The 19,043-nt window shown below is 71.0% G+C and carries 10 protein-coding genes; 8 read left to right on the top strand and 2 right to left on the bottom strand.

The window, feature by feature from the left end; translation table 11 throughout:
- Positions 1–20: 20 nt before the first annotated feature.
- Positions 21–1,112: a substrate-binding domain-containing protein gene (locus M1D46_RS00315; RefSeq protein WP_271172915.1), complete on the bottom strand. Its 1,092-nt coding sequence runs from the start codon at positions 1,110–1,112 to the stop codon at positions 21–23.
- Entirely contained in the window at positions 1,109–3,007 is a 1,899-nt protein-coding gene (locus M1D46_RS00310; RefSeq protein WP_456286214.1) for a heparinase II/III domain-containing protein, read from the bottom strand. The genes M1D46_RS00315 and M1D46_RS00310 overlap by 4 nt, the downstream gene beginning before the upstream one ends.
- A 143-nt stretch (positions 3,008–3,150) precedes the next feature.
- Between M1D46_RS00310 and M1D46_RS00305 the strand changes: the two genes are divergently transcribed.
- The 8 genes from M1D46_RS00305 (at position 3,151) to M1D46_RS00270 (ending at position 19,003) form a co-directional block, all read left to right on the top strand.
- Positions 3,151–5,106, top strand: coding sequence for a DUF2264 domain-containing protein (locus M1D46_RS00305; RefSeq protein WP_456286213.1), 1,956 nt, complete (start codon positions 3,151–3,153; stop codon positions 5,104–5,106).
- 44 nt (positions 5,107–5,150) lie between these two features.
- Positions 5,151–6,449, top strand: a complete 1,299-nt coding sequence (locus M1D46_RS00300; protein ID WP_456286212.1) for an ABC transporter substrate-binding protein — start codon at positions 5,151–5,153, stop codon at positions 6,447–6,449.
- 168 nt (positions 6,450–6,617) lie between these two features.
- Complete coding sequence (locus M1D46_RS00295; RefSeq protein ID WP_271172911.1) at positions 6,618–7,532, top strand: carbohydrate ABC transporter permease; 915 nt, start codon at positions 6,618–6,620, stop codon at positions 7,530–7,532.
- Entirely contained in the window at positions 7,532–8,446 is a 915-nt protein-coding gene (locus M1D46_RS00290) for a carbohydrate ABC transporter permease (protein ID WP_271172910.1), read from the top strand. Before M1D46_RS00295 ends, M1D46_RS00290 begins: the two co-directional genes overlap by 1 nt.
- Before the next feature lie 2 nt (positions 8,447–8,448).
- Positions 8,449–9,111 carry a ferredoxin-NADPH reductase gene (locus M1D46_RS00285; RefSeq protein ID WP_421075197.1) on the top strand — a complete coding sequence of 221 codons (663 nt, stop codon included), beginning with the start codon at positions 8,449–8,451 and terminating at the stop codon, positions 9,109–9,111.
- Positions 9,112–9,138: 27 nt separating this feature from the next.
- Entirely contained in the window at positions 9,139–10,155 is a 1,017-nt protein-coding gene (locus tag M1D46_RS00280; RefSeq protein WP_456286211.1) for a hydroxyacid dehydrogenase, read from the top strand.
- Positions 10,156–10,237: 82 nt separating this feature from the next.
- Positions 10,238–14,209, top strand: coding sequence for a hypothetical protein (locus M1D46_RS00275; protein ID WP_456286210.1), 3,972 nt, complete (start codon positions 10,238–10,240; stop codon positions 14,207–14,209).
- Positions 14,210–14,566: 357 nt separating this feature from the next.
- Positions 14,567–19,003: an Ig-like domain-containing protein gene (locus tag M1D46_RS00270; protein WP_456286209.1), complete on the top strand. Its 4,437-nt coding sequence runs from the start codon at positions 14,567–14,569 to the stop codon at positions 19,001–19,003.
- The last annotated feature ends 40 nt before the right edge of the window (positions 19,004–19,043 follow it).

The following is a 19,043-nucleotide window of genomic DNA, read 5'->3' as shown; positions in this document are numbered from 1 at the left end:
TCGACGCGGAGCCGGCCGCGCTACGCCGGTGCCCCCGTCGATGCGCGCACGTTGAGCGCGGGGCTCAGCGTCACGCGGTGCACGGGACGCGACGGGTCGGCGATGCGCGCGAAGAGGAGCTCGAGCGCCGCGCGACCGATCGCCGCACGCGGGGGAGCGACGCCCGTGAGGGCGGGCGTGAAGAGCTCGGCGAACTCGTCGTCGTAGGCGACGACGGAGAGGTCGCCCGGCACCGACAGACCGCGCGAGAGCACGAGGTCGACGATCGCCATGGCCTCGCGGTCGGAGTGGACGAGCAGAGCCGTCACGCCGGCCTTCAGCACGCTGTCGAGCATCTCGTCGACGCCCTTCGAGAAGCCGGGGGCGCCCCGGTCGGGCAGGATCCGCTCCACGTGCTCCGCGGGGGTGAGCTCGAGCTCACGGCACGCGGCCGTCCATCCGGCGATGATCTTGCGCGAGGTCGGCGAGTTGCGCGAGATGAGGAGGCCGACCTTTCGATGGCCCAGCTGCGCGAGGTGACGCGCCGCGAGCACCGCGCCGAGCGCGTGGTCGGTCGTGACGGACTCGACCGGGGCCCCGTCGGGGCGCGACACCGCCTCGCGCTCGGCGAGCACGAACGGGATCCCCGACGAGGTGAGCCACGCGATGACGTCCTGCGCGTACTCGGTGTCGGTGTTGGGCGCGACGACCAGCCCGGCGAGATCGCCTGCCTCCACCATCCGCTCGAGGACGGGGCGCTCGTCCTGCATGTCGTACGAGGTGCCGCGCAGGAGGATCGACGCGCCGTGCTCGCGGGCGGCGCCCTCGAGCGAGCGCACGACCTGCGGCCAGTAGAAGTCGAGCGACGGCACGAGCACGCCGATGCTCGCGGCCGACGCGCGGTCGGGCGAGGGGCGCCGGGCGACGACGCCCCCGGGCGGCGGCACGGCGCCGCCGTGCACGCGCATGAGCAGGCCCTCCTCCTCGAGCTGCTGCAGGTCGCGGCGCAGCGTCACGGCAGCCACGCCCAGGTCCTCGGTGAGCTGCGACACGCGGACGGCGCCCGCGCGCGCCAGCGCGTCGAGGATGAGGTCGCGGCGCGAGGCCGCGAGCGGCGCGCTCTGATCGGTCATCGTCCCTCCTCGGTCGATCCATCCTGGCGCACGGTGACCGTGAGCTCCGCGAGGCCCGACACGTCGATGTCGATGCGGACGAGGCGCTCGCCCCACACATGGGTGAGCATGGGGTCGGTGAGCGGCTGCTCGACGAGCCGTGCCGGGGCCGCGGGGTCCCACGAGAGCTCGACGGGCCGCGCCCCGTCGAGCGGGACGATCCGCGCGGCGCCCGCCGCGAGGCTGACGTCGCCGGCCGCGAGCAGGCGGATCTCGGTCGCGCCGTCCCCGGGCGCGAGACGCCACGCGTCGACGATCGCGACCGTGCGTCGCGCGCGGTCGAGGCGGATGGCGCGGCGCCAGCTCTCGAGCTCGGGCACGTCGTAGGCGTCCGCGAGCTCGAGGACGAGCTCGGCGTCGCCGACGTCGACGAGGCGCGCCGCGCGCTCGCGCCCCTCCGACTGCCCCCGTCCGCGGATGAACGGGACGCTGTGCCACGCGCTCTGCATGGGCCAGAGCTCGTACCGCGCGTCGCTGAACGTCCGCGCCTCGTACGTCGGCCGGCCCGCATCCACGAGGACGGGCACTCCGTCGGACGCGACGATGACGCTCCCGACGTCGTCGTGGTTGTGGCTCTCGGCGTTGTGCCCTCCCTTGCCGACCACGGTCAGGCCGCGCGGCTCGCCCTCGCGCTCGCGGACGACGAGCATCTCGGTCGACGGGAGCCACACGCGCGCGGGCAGCGGATCGGAGCCCGGGGCGGCCGCGAGCCACGCGGGATCGGTCAGCCCACGGAGCACCCGGCCGAGACCCTCCGGCTCGGCGACGGCGGGGCGCGACGGATCGCGGTGGAGCGCGGCGAAGGCGGCCGCCGCGTCGTCGCCCACGCGTCGCGCCGCGCGGTGGAGCGCGTGCCACGGCTGCGGCCCGGTCTGACGCGCCTGCCCGTCGGCGGCGTTCACGAACCACGGGCCGCCGAGGTGCATGCGATGCGGGAAGGCGATCGTCTCGCGCAGCGACGGGATGTCGCCGGTCACGTCGAGGCCGGTCGCGTGCGCGAGCACGTCGAGCGCCTCGAGCAGGCGGCACGCGCCGTTCCACCAGTAGGCGTAGCCCTCGTCGATCGCGCCGTCGAGGGGCAGCGCGGCGACGTAGCGGTCGAGGCCCTCGACGACGAGAGCGACGACGCGCGCCCGCTCGTCGCGCTGCTCGGGGGCGTCGAGCAGCCGCAGCGCGGCGACGAGCACGTTGCCGTGGATCCAGGGGTTCCAGTTGTGGACGTGTCCGTCGAGGCCGATCCACCGCCAGTCGCGGCGGCGGAGGAACGGCTCGAAGATCCGCACGTGCGCCTCGTGCCGCACGCGCGCCCGGATGCCGGGGAAGCGGGCCTCGAGCTGCTCGCCGACCGCGTGGTCGAGCCAGGCGAGCTGCGACACGACCTCGCCCGCGCCGAGATCGACATAGGGGTCGGTCACGGTCGCGAGGACGGCCCCGTGCCGATCGCGCGTGTCATCGTGCGCGGGCCAGCACCACGAGCTCTGCTCGCAGAGCATCACGACGCCGTCGAGCGTCTCGTCGAGCCACGTCTCCTCGCCCCCGGCGCCCGCGAGGACCGCGACGCGCGTGAGGCGCTCCTGGCGGGCGAAGGCGGGCGCCTCCCAGGCGACGCGGTCGCCGTCGCCGTGGAATCGGGCGGCGTCGTGCGCACGGGGCTGCGGCCAGGGCTCCGGCAGCTCGCGCTCGGCCCGCGCGCGGAAGGCGGCGATGGCAGCGGGGTCTGCGCGCCGCAGATCGGCGGGCGGAAGAGCGGCGTCGGGCTCGGCGAGTCGCTCGGCGAGGGCCCGGTCGAGGGCATCGAGCTCGACGCCGGCTGCGCGCGCGAGCGCGTCCGCGAGCGGTCCACGGAAAGGGGTCATCGTCGATCTCCTCCTGCCCTCGGCGACATCCGCCGAAGTGATCAGAAACGATCATGCCCGTTCAAGATTGCGTTTGCAAGAGCGGATCTGATTGATACGCTCCTCAACGTCAGCCCGCCCGCACGCCGTTCGAAGGGGAACCCGTGACACCCGCACCCGCCCGCGCAGCGCACTCGTCCGAGTGGACGCGCGCCGACTGGACGGCCTACGCCGACCGCCTCCTGGAGGGCGCGATGGCGCAAGGCTCCGCCGGCCGCGGGCGCATCCTCATCCCCGGCGCCGAGGGCGGCTACGGACGCGACGTCGACGGCCTCGAGGGCTTCGCGCGCACCTTCCTCATCGCGGGCTTCCGCATCGCGGGAGAGCGCGGCCGCGGCGTCGACCACCTCATCGACTTCTTCTCCCAGGGCATCCGCGCGGGCGTCGATCCCGACGCGCCCGACCGCTGGGTGCGCATGGAGGAGCATGCGCAGGCGAAGGTCGAGGCCGCGTCGATCGCGCTCATCCTCGATCTGACCCGCCCCTGGATCTGGGACCGCCTCGACGCGCTCACGCAGCAGCGCGTGATCGACTACCTGGCTCCCGCGGTCGGCGACGACACCTATCCGCCGATCAACTGGCTGTGGTTCCGCGTCGTCGTGCAGACCTTCCTGCGCTCGGTGGGCGGCCCCTGGTCCGCCGACGACATCGCCGCGGACCTCGCGCTGCACGACACGTTCGCGCGCGGCGAGGGGTGGATGGCCGACGGCGCGGCGCGCTCGTACGACCACTACGTCGGCTGGGCGCTGCACCTCTACCCCGTGCTCTGGGCGCGCATGGCGGGCGCCGCCGATCTCGCCGGCGAGCGCATCGCGGCAGACCGGGCGTCGCTCGACCGCTTCCTGCAGGACGCCGTGCACCTCGTCGGCGCCGACGGCTCGCCCCTCATCCAGGGCCGCAGCCTCATCTACCGCTTCGCGGCGGCCGCACCGTTCTGGGCGGGCGTCGTCGCCGACGTGCCTTCGGTCTCCGCGGGCGCGCTGCGTCATGCGGCCGCACGGATCGTGTCGCACTTCGCCGACCGGGGCATCCCCGACGACCGCGGCGTGCTGACGATGGGCTGGCACGGCGAATGGCGTCAGCTCGCGCAGTCGTACTCGGGGCCGGGCTCGCCCTACTGGGCCGCCAAGGGCCTGCTCGGGATCATGCTCCCGGCCGACCATCCGGTCTGGGACGCTCCCGCGGAGCCGCTCCCCGTCGAGCGCGGCGACTTCGTGCGCGCGATCGCGGCGCCGGGGTGGATCGTCTCGGGCACGGCCCGGGACGGCGTCGTGCGCGTCGCGAACCACGGCACGGACCACGAGGTCGAGGGGGCGCTCGTCGCCGACTCGCCGCTGTACGCGCGGCTCGGATACTCGACCGCCACGAGCCCGCTGCTCGACGCGCGCGGATGGCGCGAGCCGCTCGAGCAGTCCGTCTCGCTCGTCGACCCGACCGGAGCCGCGACCCACCGCGCCGGGATGTCCTGCCACGGCGTGCGCGCGGGTGACGGCGTCGGCGTCGGCGCGTCGACCGCGGTCGCGCACACCTTCTCGGCCGATGCCGACCAGGTCGCGCATGGCTCGGGCCTGCGCGGCACGGCTGAGGCGGTCGCGCGGCTGTCGGTCGTGTCGATCGTCCGCGGCGCGCACGAGGTGCGCCTCGCGCGAGTCGACGACCCCGAGAGCAGCCTCGCCGGATGGCGGCTGCGCTGGGGCGGATGGCCCGCCGCGGGCGCCCGGGTCGACGCGCGCGTCGAGACCGCACCCGACGCGATCGCGATCGCGTCGGTCGAGGGCGCGACCAGCGCCATCCGCGCGCTCGGGCACGTCGCGAGCGCCCGGGTCGAGCAGCGACGCGACGCGAGCCCGCTCGGCGAGACCGCCGCCGTCCCCGTTCTCGAGAGCGCGGTCGTCGTCGGCGAGTGGCGTGCGGTCGAGCTCGCCCTCTCCGGCGCCGAGGAGCTGCCGCGCGTGCAGCTCCGTCTCGACGGAGACAGCGCGCACATCACCTGGCCCGACGGCGTCGAGACGACGACGGCCCTCTCAGACCTCCGCCTCGCGCAGCCCGCGCAGCGGTGATCCCCGAACACCCGAAAATCCTGCAGCAAAGGAGCAGCACTCCCATGAAGAAGCGCATCATCGCCGCATCGGCCGGCCTCGCGGCCTCGGCCATCGCCCTCGCCGGATGCAGCGGCGGCACGCCGGCGGCCGATCCCGACGGGCCGGTCACGCTCACCGTCTCCGGCTGGAGCGTCGAGACGACGCCCGAGTTCCAGCTCCTCGCCGACCTGTTCGAGGAGGCCAACCCCGACGTGACGGTCGAGATCGTCGACTACGACCCGGTCGAGTACAACACCCTCGTGACGGCCGACCTCGCTGCGGGCAAGGGCCCCGACATCATCACCCAGAAGGAGGTCAAGCACGTCACGACCTTCCAGGAGGGCGGTCAGCTGCTCGACGTGTCCGACGTCGAGCTGCCCGAGGGGATCGGCGGCGCCGCGTCGTACGAGGTCGACGGCACGGCGTACGCGGTGCCGTACCGCCAGGACTCGTGGGTCCTCTACTACAACAAGGCGCTCTTCGACGAAGCCGGCGTCGCCCAGCCCGACGGATCGTGGACCTGGGACGACTACGAGGCGGCCGCCGAGGAGCTCACGACCAAGCTCGGCGAGGCGGGATCGACCGCGAAGGGCGCGTACCAGCACAGCTGGCAGTCGATCGTGCAGGGCTTCGCGACCGCGCAGACCGAGGGAGCCGACCTGCTGAGCGGCGACTACGACTACTTCGCCCCGTACTACGAGCGCGTCCTCGCGCTGCAGGAGGCCGGCGCCCAGGAGGCGTACAACACGGTCACGGCGAACCAGCTCACCTACCAGGGCGAGTTCGGCAAGCAGAAGGCCGCCATGCTGCCCATGGGCACGTGGTTCGTCGCGACCCTCATCGCGCAGCAGGCCTCGGGCGAGGCCGACGACTTCGAGTGGGGCATCGCGCCGATCCCGCAGCAGGACGCTTCCACGACCGGGCTCGACGCGACGCCGGTCACGTTCGGCGACCCGACGGGTTTCGCGATCAACGCCAACATCGACCAGAGCAAGGTCGAGATCGCGAAGGACTTCCTCGCCTTCGCCGCGAGCGAGGAGGCCGCGACGGCACTCGCCGGCATCGGCATCTCGCCCGCCCTGTTCACCGACGCGGTCGTCGAGGCGTACTTCGGCGTCGAGGGCGCTCCGCAGGACGAGCTGTCGGCGTTCGCCGTGCAGACCCACGAGACGAAGGCCGAGAGCCCGACCTCGAGCAAGACCGCCGCGGTGCAGAACATCCTCGCCGACATGCACTCGGCCATCCTGTCCGGCTCGGCTGACGTCGACGCCGCGATCGCGGAGGCCGAGGAGCGCGTCGCCAACGAGGTCGGCACCGAGTAGCACTCAGCGAGCCGCTTCCCGGTCGTTGAGCGAGCGCAGCGAGTCGAAACGTCGCAAGCCGACCTCGAGACGAGGCACCGCGTTTCGACTCGCTCGTTCCTCGCTCGCTCAACGACCGGAGTGAACGACACCGCGCGTGAGACATCAGGACCAGGACCTAGGAGCATCATGACCACCACCGCGACGGCGCCGCCTGCACGGCGTCGCCCATCCCGCCTGCGGATGCGCAACACCCTCATCGGGTGGAGCTTCATCCTGCCGAACTTCCTCGGGTTCGCCGTCCTCACGCTCGTGCCCGTGGTCGTCCTGTTCTACATGTCCCTCACGAACTGGAACATCTTCGGATCGTCGCAGTTCGTCGGGCTGCAGAACTTCCAGCGCCTGCTCGGCGACGGGAGCTTCCGGACCGCGTTCGTCAACACGCTGTACTACTCGGTCCTGCACATCCCGCTCACGATCGTCGTGTCGCTGGGGCTCGCGCTCCTGCTCAACAACAAGCTGCGCGGCGTCGCGTTCTTCCGCACCGCCGCGTTCTTCCCCTACATCACGTCGATCGTCGCGATCGCGCTCGTGTGGAACCTCCTGTTCAGCCCGCAGTACGGCCCGATCAACGAGATCCTCCGCTTCATCGGGATCGCCGAGCCGCCCGGATGGCTCACCTCGGCCGAGTGGGCGATGCCCGCGGTCGTGATCATCAGCACCTGGCGCGACATGGGCTACTACATGGTGCTCTTCCTCGCGGCGCTGCAGACGGTGCCGCGCGAGCTGCACGAGGCGGCCCGGATGGATGGCGCGAACGTCTTCGAGCGGTTCTGGAACGTCACGATCCCGATGCTGCGGCCGACGATGTTCTTCGTCACGGTCATGCTCACGATCAACTCGTTCAAGATCTTCGACCTCATCCTCGTGCTCACCAACGGCGGCCCCGGCCAGTCGACGACCGTGATCTCGCAGTTCATCTACCGCAAGGGCTTCGAGGAGAACCAGTTCGGCTACGCGTCCGCCGCGGCCGTCGTGCTCTTCCTCCTGTGCATCGTCGTGACGATCGCGCAGTTCCTGTGGAACAAGCGGAAGGACTCGTGATGAGCGAGACCATGACCCTCGTCGCCCCCGAGCCGACCCGTCGCCGGCTCTCGATCGACCCGAAGCCCCGCCCGCGCGGCGCGGGAGGGAAGGCGCACCCGATCGCCCGCGCGCTCCTCTACGTCGCGCTCATCGCGGCGGCGGCCGCCATGCTCACTCCGTTCTTCTGGATGATCATGAGCTCGCTCAAGGAGGCCAACGCGGTCTTCTCGGTGCCGATCCGCTGGATCCCCGAGGTGTTCGTATGGGACAACTACGTGGAGATCTGGACGCGCTCCGACATCGTCACGTGGATCCGCAACACGCTCGTCCTCTCGGTCACGGTCACGGCCCTGCAGGTGCTGACCGGCTCGTTCGCGGCGTACGGGTTCTCCCGGATCCGCTTCCCCGGCCGCGACGCGCTGTTCCTCCTCTACGTCGCGACGATCGCCGTCCCGTGGCAGTCGTACATGATCCCGCAGTTCATCCTGCTGTCGGACGCGGGCCTCGCGAACACGCTGTGGTCGATCATCCTGCTCCAGGCGTTCGGCGCGTTCGGCGTGTTCCTCATGAAGCAGTTCTACGAGACCGTCCCCGAGGACCTGTCCGAGGCGGCGCGCCTCGACGGGCTCAGCGAGTACGGCATCTGGCGCCGGATCATGCTCCCGCTGTCGGTGCCGGCGATCGCGAGCCTGTCGCTCCTCACCTTCGTGAACACGTGGAACGACTACCTCGGACCGCTCATCTACCTGCGCGACCCGAGCCTGTGGACGATGCAGCTGGGTCTCAAGAACTTCGTCTCGAGCCTCTACGACGTGGATTACGGCGTGCTCTTCGCGGGCCTCGTGATCTCGATCCTGCCGATCGCGATCGTCTTCCTCCTCGGCCAGCGGTTCTTCGTCGAGGGCATCGCGACGAGCGGCATGAAGGGCTGATCATGAAGCGCATCCCGCACAGCGTGTACGCGACGCTCTTCGGCGTCGTGCACCTCGCGCTCGGCGTGAACCTCGCGCTCGCCGCGGTCGCCCTGCCGTTCATCGCGCTGCTCCTGACAACCGACCCCTCCCTCTCGTGGCCCGCGCTCGCGCTCGCCGCGGTGCTCGCGGGGCCCGGCGTCGCCGCCGCGTTCGGCACGTTCCGGGCGCACGCCGACGGCGAGACCGGCGTCCTGCGCGCCTTCGCCCGTTCGCTGCGCGCGACCTGGCGACGCGCCCTCGCGCTCTCCGCGCTCGTCGGCGCCGTTGTGACCGTCGCCCTCGTCGACGTGTTCGTGCTCGTGCCGACCGGCGCCGGCGCGGTCGTCGCCCCGCTGCTCATCGTCGTCGCCCTGCTCGCGATCGCGATGGGGATGGTCGGGATGGTCGCGGTCGCGGAGGATCCGGACGCCCGGCTGCGCGACGTGCTGCGCGCGGGCCTCGTGCTCGCCGTGCGGCGCTGGCCGCTCACGGTCGCCTCGTTCGCCGTCGTCGCCGTGCAGGCAGCGGTCGTCGTCGCCGCGCCCGCGCTCGGGATCGGGCTCACCGCTGCCGCGTGCCTCTACGTGGTGTGGGCAGGCGGGCGCTACACCCTGCAGCCCGTGCTCGCGCCCGCGGAGTCCTGACCCTCCCCTCTCTCCCGAAGGACCACCATGAACCCGCCCGCCATCACCATCCGCCCGCGCATCGTGAGCGCCGTCGGCTCCGGCGCGTTCGCCCCCGAGTCCGAGACGCACCTCGCTCGGGAGCTGGCCGCCCACGGCGAGCTGCTCGCGACCGTCGACGCGTTCGACACCCCCGAGGCTCTCGCCGCGCTCGCCGAGGCCGACGTGCTCATCACCGGCTGGCGCACGCCGCGCGTCGACGCGGCCGTGCTCGATCGTGCGCCTCGGCTGCGCTGGATCCTGCACGTCGCCGGATCCGTGAAGGACCAGCTCGACCCCGTCGTGTGGGAGCGCGGCATCCAGGTGAGCTCGGCCGTCGACGCGAACGCCGTGCCCGTCGCCGAGTTCACCCTCGCGGCCATCCTCATGTCGAACAAGCGCATCGTGCAGATCGCGCGCGAGTACCGCGAGCGCCGCGAGCTCATCGACCAGGCCGGGCTCGGCGTCGTCGGCAACTACCGGCGCGTCGTCGGCATCGTCGGCGCGTCGCGCATCGGCCGCCGCGTCGTCGAGCTCCTGCGCCCGTTCGACCTCGACGTGCTCCTGTTCGACCCCACGCTGTCCGACGACGCGGTGACCGCACTCGGCGCGCGGCCGGTCACGCTTGCCGAGCTGTGCGCCGAGAGCGATGTCGTGTCGGTGCACGCGCCCTCGCTGCCGTCGACGCGCGGTCTCATCTCGGCCCCGCTCATCGCGTCGATGCGCCCCGGCGCGACGTTCATCAACACGGCCCGCGGCGAGATCGTCGACCAGGAGGCGCTCACCGAGCGGATCCTCGTCGGAGACCTCCACGCAGTGCTCGACGTGACCGTCCCGTGGGCGCTCCCGCCCGACCATCCGCTCTACGACCACCCGAACGTGCTGCTCACGCCGCATATCGCCGGGTCCGTCGGCACCGAGGTCGATCGCATGATCGACACCGAGATCGCCGAGCTCCGTCGCGTCGCCGCGGGGGAGCCGCTCGCCCACCCCGTCCTGCTCGAATCGCTCGTCATCGCCGCCTGAGGCACTCCGCCTGAGGCGCTCCGCCCGCGAGGCATCTGCCTCGAGAGGCACACCCCCATCCGCAAGACGAAGGAGTCTTCGCATGCCCTCACCCGCCCGCACCGCGGGAGCCGCCGCCGTCGCGCTCGCCGCGCTCACGGCATCCGCCCTCGTCGCACCCCCCGCCCAGGCGGCCGACGAGACCGTCCAGATCGCCGTCGACGGCGGCGACATCCGCCCCGACAACACGGCGGGCCTGCCCTTCAAGGGGCTCGGCGTGCTCAGCGCGAACTCCACGAGCAACCTGCTCATGGACTACAAGGCCGAGCACCCCGAGGCGTACTGGCAGCTCATCGATGTGCTGTTCGGCGGCGAGTACCCGCTGATCAGCCACGTGAAGATCGAGATGGGCTCCGACACGAACAACTCGACGGGGGCGGACGCCGCCACGATGCGCACTCCCGACGAGCTCGCGGACGCGTCGCGCTCGCCCGGATGGCAGCTGGCCGCCGACGCGAAGACGGTGAACCCCGACGTGAAGGTGTCGATCCTGCGCTGGACGATGCCGCAGTGGGTGCAGACCGCCTGGAGCGCCGGCACCGGCCAGGACGAGATGTACACCTGGTACAAGGAGACCATCCTCGACGCGTACGAGAAGTACGGCTTCATCGTCGACTACGTGAACCCCGACACCAACGAGACGACGAACCCCGACATCGCGTTCGTGAAGTGGTACGCGGACCGCGTCGCGAACGACACCGACTTCGCCGACCCCCGCTACGGGATCCCCGCCGACGAGCAGGAGGCTGTCGGCGAGGCGTACCGGTCCATTCGGATCGTCGCGTCCGACGAGAACCAGACGAAGAAGATCGGCCCCGCGCTGCTCGACGACCCCGAGCTGTTCGACATCGTCGACGCCGTCGGCTACCACTACAACACGGACGACCGGCTCGACGGCGACCCGACGAGCAGCACCTACCAGCCGTACACGAAGCTCGCGACGGGACAGACGCCCACCGGCGAGGATCGCGAGGTCTGGTACTCGGAGGGCGTGGGCTCGTTCGGCTACACCGACTACCGCGTGAACAACACGGATGGCCCGGGCGGCGCGTCGACGGGGATCGGCGGCGTGCAGAGCGCGCTCGACCTCGCGAACCGCGTCGTCAAGGGGTACGCGAACTCCAAGCGCACGCACTACATCTTCCAGCCCGCGATCGGCTCGTTCTACGAGGGGGCGCAGTACAGCCACAAGGAGCTGCTGAGCGCCCGCGACCCGTGGTCGGGATCCATCCACTACGACGCGGCGACGTACGTGATGCGCCACTTCACGTCGTTCGCGAAGACCGGGTGGGAGAACGCCGACAACACCGCCGGCATCTGGCGGACCATCCCCGAGGCGAGCGCGAGCGGCGTCCTGGGCACGGAGAACCTCGACGGGTCGAACGGGGCGCCGAGCTACATGACGCTCGCGGCGCCCGATGCGTCGGACTTCTCGACCGTGGTCGTGAACGACAGCGACCAGACGAAGACCTACCGCATCGCGCCATCCGCCCTCGCACTCGGCGACGACCTCACGGCGGAGCTGTGGGAGACCCGCGCAGCCGACGCCGGCGAGGCCTACGACGCGAACATGCTGCACCTCGCCCAGGAGCTGCAGCCCGCGTCCGACGGCTCGTACACCTTCACGGTCGCGCCGCGGTCGATCATCACCTTCACGACGCTCGATCGCTCGGGCGACGCCGACCTCGCCGAGCGCCTTCCGGAGCAGGCCGAGCGCGCCGTGCTCGACACCGACGAGACCGGCGGCGCTCTCGACGCATCGGACGAGGTGCTCTACGCCGACGACTTCGAGTACGACGAGGAGGGACCGGTGCGCGTCGGCGTCGACAACGGCGCGCGGACGGAGGAGCAGGACTACCTGACCTCGCGCGGCCACCAGCCCCGCTACATGGTCGACCAGACCGGGGCGTGGGAGGTCGGCGACGACGGCACCGGAGACCGCGTGCTCTTCCAGCGGATGGACCAGTCCATGAAGGACACGCGCGCCTGGAACGTGCGCCAGCCGAACACGCTCGTCGGCGACTTCCGCTGGCAGAACTACCGGGCGTCCGTCGACGTGTCGTTCGTCGACGAGGCGGGCGGGCTCGCGCGCCTGGGCGTGCGGCAGCAGAAGGGGATGGGCGCGGGCGACGCCGCGTACAGCATCCGCATCACGAAGGCGGGCGCGTGGACGCTCGCGCGCCACGACACGACGGTCGCGAGCGGCTCGGTCGCCGCAGCGGATGGCTACGGTCTCGCGATCGAGGCCAAGGGCGCGCAGATCACGGCATGGGTCGACGGCGAGCAGGTGGCGACGTGGACCGACCCCAACCCGGAGTACGCCGGTCGCGTCAACCTCGGCACGGAGTTCCACGAGGTCGCGTTCGACGACCTGCGCGTGGAGAAGGTGGACGGCTACACCGCCTACGCCTCGGAGCTCGTCGACAACATGGACTCCCGCGTGGCGTACACCGGGGCGTGGGCGCACAAGGCCACGGCCGGCAGCGCCGACGACTGGTACCGCTCGACGTCGACCACGTCGGCCGCGGGCGCGACGGCGACGATCGCGTTCTCGGGCACGGGCGTCGACCTCATCGGCGGGAACGCCGCGGGTGCGCGCATCCGCGTCTCGGTCGACGGGCAGCCCGTCGAGGGCGCGACGCTGCGCGCGACCTCGAAGCGCGAGGCGGCGTACTCCCTGCGCGGCCTGCCCGACGGCGAGCACACGGTCGTGATCGAGGTGGTCTCGGGAACAGTCGTCATCGACGGCTACTCCGTCATCTCGGGCGTCGTCGACGGAGCCGTCGACACCGACGAGATCCGCGACGCACTCGACGACACCGCCGGCTACGAGCAGGGGGACTACTCGGAGGCCTCGTGGGCCGCGTTCGCCGCCGCGCGCGCGGCAGCCGAGGCGGCGGTCGACGGCCAGGCCGGTCTCGACGCGATCGGCGCCGCCCAGCTCGCCGCGCGGCTGGAGTCCGCGGCCAACGGGCTGCGGCCGGCCGACGTGACGGACGACGTGCGCGATCTCGGCCTGGCCGGGGCGGTCTCGGTCGGCGGCGACCTTCCGGCATCGGTCGTCATCGACGGCGTCGAGCGTGCGGTGCAGTGGGCGCCAGGGAGCGACGAGGCCGAGCGTCGGCCCTACGCGGCGGTGACCGTGCTCGGCTGGACGACGGAGCCGATCGCCGACGGCCGGAAGCAGCAGATCTCCGCCCGCTTCCAGGTCGTGCCCGACGGCATCCGGTACTTCATCGACTCGGGCGTGCCGAGCGGCCAGGCGTCACCCGCGTTCGATGCGGTGTCGCGAACGTTCGATCTCGCGAACGACGCCGTCGACCGGGCCTCGGCCGACGCGGCCTCGTGGGGCTTCGTCAACGACGGGCTCAACGTGAAGGGCGGGACGGATGTGAACGACATCTTCTCCACCGGCCTGTGGGCGGGCGCGGGCAAGACGGTGCGCTACCGGCTGCCTCTCGATGCCGGCGAGTACACCCTGACGGCCGGGTTCGCGGAGTGGTGGGGGCAGAACCGCCCCATGGCGACCGAGGTGTCGTTCACGGACTCGACGGGGACGCACACCGTCGCCGGGGCGCCGGTCTCCCTCTCGAGCAGCACGACGCGGGCGACGAGCGACACGACGTTCACGCTGACCGAGCCGACGACCGTCACCTACACCGTGCGGAAGACCGGTTCGCAGGACCCCGTGATCAGCTGGCTCGCTGTCGCACAGGCGGACGAGCCCTCGTTCGAGGCGTCGGCGACCGCGTCGCTGCGGTGCGTCGGAGGCAAGGCGGTCGCGGTCGTCGAGGTCCGAAACGGCGCCGTGGCGGACGGGTCGTTCGAGATCACCACGCCGTTCGGGGCGAAGACCCTGCAGGTCGACGCGGAGAAGAAGCGGTCGGCGAGCTTCTCGACCCGCGAGGCGTCGGTGCCGGAAGGCGAGGCGTCGGTCGAGATCACCGGCGAGATCGACGGCGAGGCGGTGACGGAGACGCTCACGGCCGCGTACGGCCCGCTCTCCTGCGGCTGAGGGGAGGCGGACCCGCCTGACAGCGGGACACAGCGCAGGAGATCCGAGCGGATCGAGGGGCGGGAACCGGGTTCCCGCCCCTTTCCGCGTCGGAACTCCCGCATTGTGTCCCGCCGTCCGCGGCGTCCCGGCCATCCGCCGTGCGCGCGCTGTCCGTGCCATCCCGGCCATCCGCTCTTCCCCGTACCGAAAGCTTTCGAAAAGGCTTGCGGTCGCTCCTGCGCCGTCCCTAGGGTGACGAGCGTGCGCCGAAGCTCGGCGAGAAAGGGAGCAGACACAGTGGTCTGGTCAATGAAGGAGAGATCCCGTCGGCCCGCGAGGGCATGGATCGCCGTCGGGGTCGCATGCACGCTGGCTGTGGGACTGTCGGCTTCGCCGGCGTTCGCAGCCAACAGCGATCTCGGCTACCCGGTCTTCTCGGGAAGCGAGAACCCCGTTCCTGACACGGGGACGGGATACACCGTCGGCAATCAGCTGCAGGCCATCTTCGATGCGGATCTCGCTGCGGGAGCGGGCGCGAGCACCGAAAAGGATTTCTGGTTCGATCGGATGCTCACGCGAACGGGGACCGCGGGAAGCTTCGGCGACGAGAACCAGTGGCTGTTCAGCCGAGGGCGCGCCGCCTTCATGAAGGTGCACGACCCGGCAAAGCTCGGATTCGGCGGCCAGCTGGCTTACTGGGAAGCGGTCGACGGCCGCGACGCCTACACGGTCACCGCGAGCGTGGGCGGCGAGCAGATCACGCTCACCGAGGACGCGGCCGCGCGCAAGCAGACGCCCAGCTACTGGCGCAGCCTGCACCGCAACGCCGACGCGGGCGTCGAGATCGTCCAGACGAAGTTCATCACCGACGCCAACGTCCTCGTGACCGAACTCGAGGTGCGAGCCACCGGAGCGGCCGTCGAAGTCGGGCTCCGCGCCGTGTCCCCGTACGCGACGGTGGCCGAGGAGAACGAGCTCACGGGAACGTTCGACGCCCTCAACGACATCACCAGGGTCCATCCGCGATTCTCCGGGGACGGGTTCGCGCCGGTCGACGGCGGTCTCGAGACCACACTCTCGATCGGCGCGGGGGAGAGCGCCGTCACCAAGCTGCAGCTGGGCCTCGTCACCGAGGAGATCGCGGAGTCGCGCCCCGCGTACGACGCGATCGCCGCCGCTTCGCCCTCCGACGCGTACACGGAGCACGTCACGGCGTACAACCGCTGGTGGGCCGACAACGTGCCGTACCTCGACACCCCCGAGGATGACATCGACAAGACGCTCTTCTACCGCTGGTGGCTCCTGCGGTTCAACTACCTCGATGCGAATGCGCCCGGCAACGCGTACCAGTTCCCGACCGCCGTCGAGGGCGCGCTCGGCTACAACAACGCGATCGACCTCACGGTCGGCATGTTCATCGACGACCTCAAGTACTTCCGCAACCCGATCTACTCGTACGGCGGATGGGTGTCGACCGGTGAGACGTCGAAGGGCGGGCGCTTCGTCGACAACCCGGGTGACCCGGCGAACTGGAACGCGAGCCACACGCAGTACATCGCAGAGGCCGCCTGGAAGTCGTACCAGGTGCACGGCGGCCCGCTCGGGATCGTCGAGAACCTCGCGCGCTACGCGGAGGGCGACGCGAAGGGGCAGCTCAGCTCGTACGACTCCAACGGCAACGGGCTCCTCGAGACGAACTGGAATGCGTGGACAGGGAACGACGCCGACGCCGTGTCGTTCGACTACTTCCGGCGCGCGAATGAGCGGGCCGAGTCCGCCTACGTGTACAGCGGCGCCCGTGCGGCGTCGGCCGCCTACGGGCTGCTCGGCCGCGACGACAAGTCGGCGGAGATGGACGCCATCGCCGAGAAGGTGAAGACCGGCGTCCTCGAGAACCTCTGGGACGCCGAGGAGAACCTCATCAAGCACCGCGATCTCCAGACAGGCGAGCTGATCCCCTGGAAGGAGATCAACAACTACTACCCGTTCTCGGTCGGCCTCATGCCGAAGCCGGGCGACGAGGACTACGCCGACGACTACGTGGACGCCCTCCGCCTGTTCGCCGATGACGCGGAGTACCCGATCTTCCCGTTCACGACAGCGAACCAGGCCGACAAGGCCGAAGCGGCGGCCGCGGGGCACCCCGGCACGAACAACTTCTCGATCATCAACTCCACCGTCACGTTCCGGATGGTCGCAGCGGCGCTCCGGGAGTACCCGAGCGATGCCATCGACGCCGAGTGGTACAAGAAGCTCCTCTACTGGAACGCGTGGGCGCACTATCAGAACGGGGGCGACAACCGCCTTCCTGACGCGAACGAGTTCTGGGCCGACGGGGACGCCGATCCGCAGAGCATCGGGTACCGCTCGTGGATCCACCACACGATCCTCGGGACGACGAACTTCACGATGATCGAGGACGCGATGGGCCTGCAGCCCCGCACGGACGACAGGATCGAGCTCTACCCGATCGACATCGACTGGCCGCACTTCACCGTGAACAACGTCTCGTATCACGGCAGCGATCTCACGATCACATGGGATGAACCGGGAGACGGCGAGCGCCCGTACGGCGACTCGGTGCCCGAGGGCTACTCCGTGTTCGTCGACGGCGACCGGGCGTTCACGGTCGACGCTCTCACCCATGTCGTCTACGACCCCGCGACCGGCCAGGTCTCCTTCGAGGAGGACGTCGTGAACGGGGTGTCCGAGCCGAAGGTCATCGACGCGGCCCCGGTTGCGCTCCGGTCGCCGCAGGACGTGGTGTACGCGGACGACTCCCGTGTCGTCGACCTGTTCGCGAAGGCCGGACAGGACATCTCCTCCCACGCGGCGGAGAATCTGGCTGAGGGGCGCCCGGTGACGGCGTCATTCTCGGCGGACGGCCGCCCCGCGAATGCCGCAGTCAACGGCACGACGATCAACGAGCCCTTCTGGGGCACGGCCGGATCGCCGAACGCCACCGACTGGCTCGAGATCGACCTGGGATCGCCGCAGGCCGTGGACACGGTGCGCGCGTACTTCTACGACACGTCTTCGAGCGCGACGGCGTCCGGTTACGCCGAGCCCTCGCGGTACGGCATCGAGTACTGGGACGGCGCGGGATGGAAAGCCGTGCCCGGTGCCGTCGAGGCGCCGACCGTGCCGCAGCCGAACCTGAACGAGGCGCGGTTCCCCGAGATCACGACGCAGCGCATCCGCATCTCCGTGGCGCACGCAGAGGGGTACAAGACCGGGCTCAAGGAGCTCGAGGTGCTCCGGACCGGGGAGCCGGTCGGAGCGGCGGAGAACGCCGCCCCGAGCGTCCTCGCCTACACGCAGGCGGGAGCGGTGAGCGCCGGACGAGCCGAGCTCACGGGCATCGTGAAGGACGACGGTGCTCCCTCCGATCCGCTCACCGTCTCGTGGAGCGTCGTGTCCGCACCCGAGGGTGGCGATGCCTTCATCGAGCACGCCGACCGCGCGAACACGATCGTGCGCTTCACGGTCGCGGGCGAGTACCGCCTTCGGCTCACTGCGACGGATGGCGAGCACTCGGTCTCGGACGACGTCGTCATCCACGGCGAGGCTGCAGACGGCGGAACGGACGTCGGACCGTCGGCTACCCCGACCGCCTCGTACACGGCCGGATGGAACCGCGTCACGGCTGTGAACGACGGCAGCGGTGTGAACGAGGGCGGCGATCAGGCCCAGATCTGGGGCACCTGGTCCGGGGATCGTCCCGCCTCCCAATGGCTGCAGTACACGTGGGAGGAGCCGGTGCGCGTCGCCGGGTCGGAGATCATGTTCTGGACGGACTCCGCGGCCGGAACGGGCGAGGGCGTCGCGGTGCCGACATCGTGGAAGATCCAGTACCTCGACGCCGAGGGAGCGTGGGTCGACGTCCCGAACGCATCCGGCTACGGGACGGAGCGCACCGGGACCAACGCGACGACGTTCGACATGGTGACGACGACGGCACTGCGCGCGACCTTCGAGGCTTCGCCGAATGCGGCCGGGACATCGTACTCGGCCGTCGGCGTCAGCGAATGGGACGTCTTCTCGGCGGCCCCCGCGGCGATCGACGAGACCGACGTCCGCACGGATGTGGGTGCGCTGCCGACCCTGCCGCAGCAGGTCGGCGTCACGTACGCCGACGACAGCCGAGCGCTCGCCGCGGTCACGTGGGCACCGGTGACGGAGGACCAGGTCGCGGCCGAGGGGAGCTTCGAGGTGCGCGGCATCGTCGAGGGTGCCTCGGCGACCGCGAAGGCGACGGTCTGGGTGCGCTCGACGCACGAGCTGACGATCAACCAGGTCGACACGGTCTCCGTCCACACCTCCGTCGGCGTCGCACCTGCGCTGCCGGAGAGCACGTCGGTGCTGTACAACGACGGCTCGAAGGAGACGCTTCCGGTGGTCTGGGACGAGATCGATCCGGCCCAGTACGCCTCGGAGGGCGAGTTCGAGGTGGCGGGAACGGTCCAGAGCGACCATGCGGGCGACAAGACGGCGACCGCCTCGGTCATCGTCGGGGCAGGCGGCGGTGAGAACCCCGTCTCGGTCGCCGTGTCGGTCGACGGCCGCTGCGTGGGCGCGAAGGGCGTGATCGCGGTGAAGGCGACCAACGACGCAAGCGCGGCCGCGGACATCGAGATCCGCTCGCCCTACGGGAAGAAGACGTTCGCGGGCGTCGAGCCCGGAGACAGCGTCTCGGTCGCGTTCAAGACCCGTGAGAAGGAGGTTCCGGCGGGCGCGGTCGACGCCACCGCGACGGCCGGCGAGGAGACGGGGACCTCCTCGGCGGGGTACGCCGCCTTCACCTGCCGGTGACGGGAGGGCGGCGGCCACGAGCCGCCGCCCTCCGGACCGT

It is taken from the genome of Microbacterium sp. JZ70 (genome assembly GCF_053903225.1).
The sequence above is the reverse complement of the archived record's forward strand: the minus strand, read 5'-3'. Positions and strand labels throughout refer to the sequence as shown.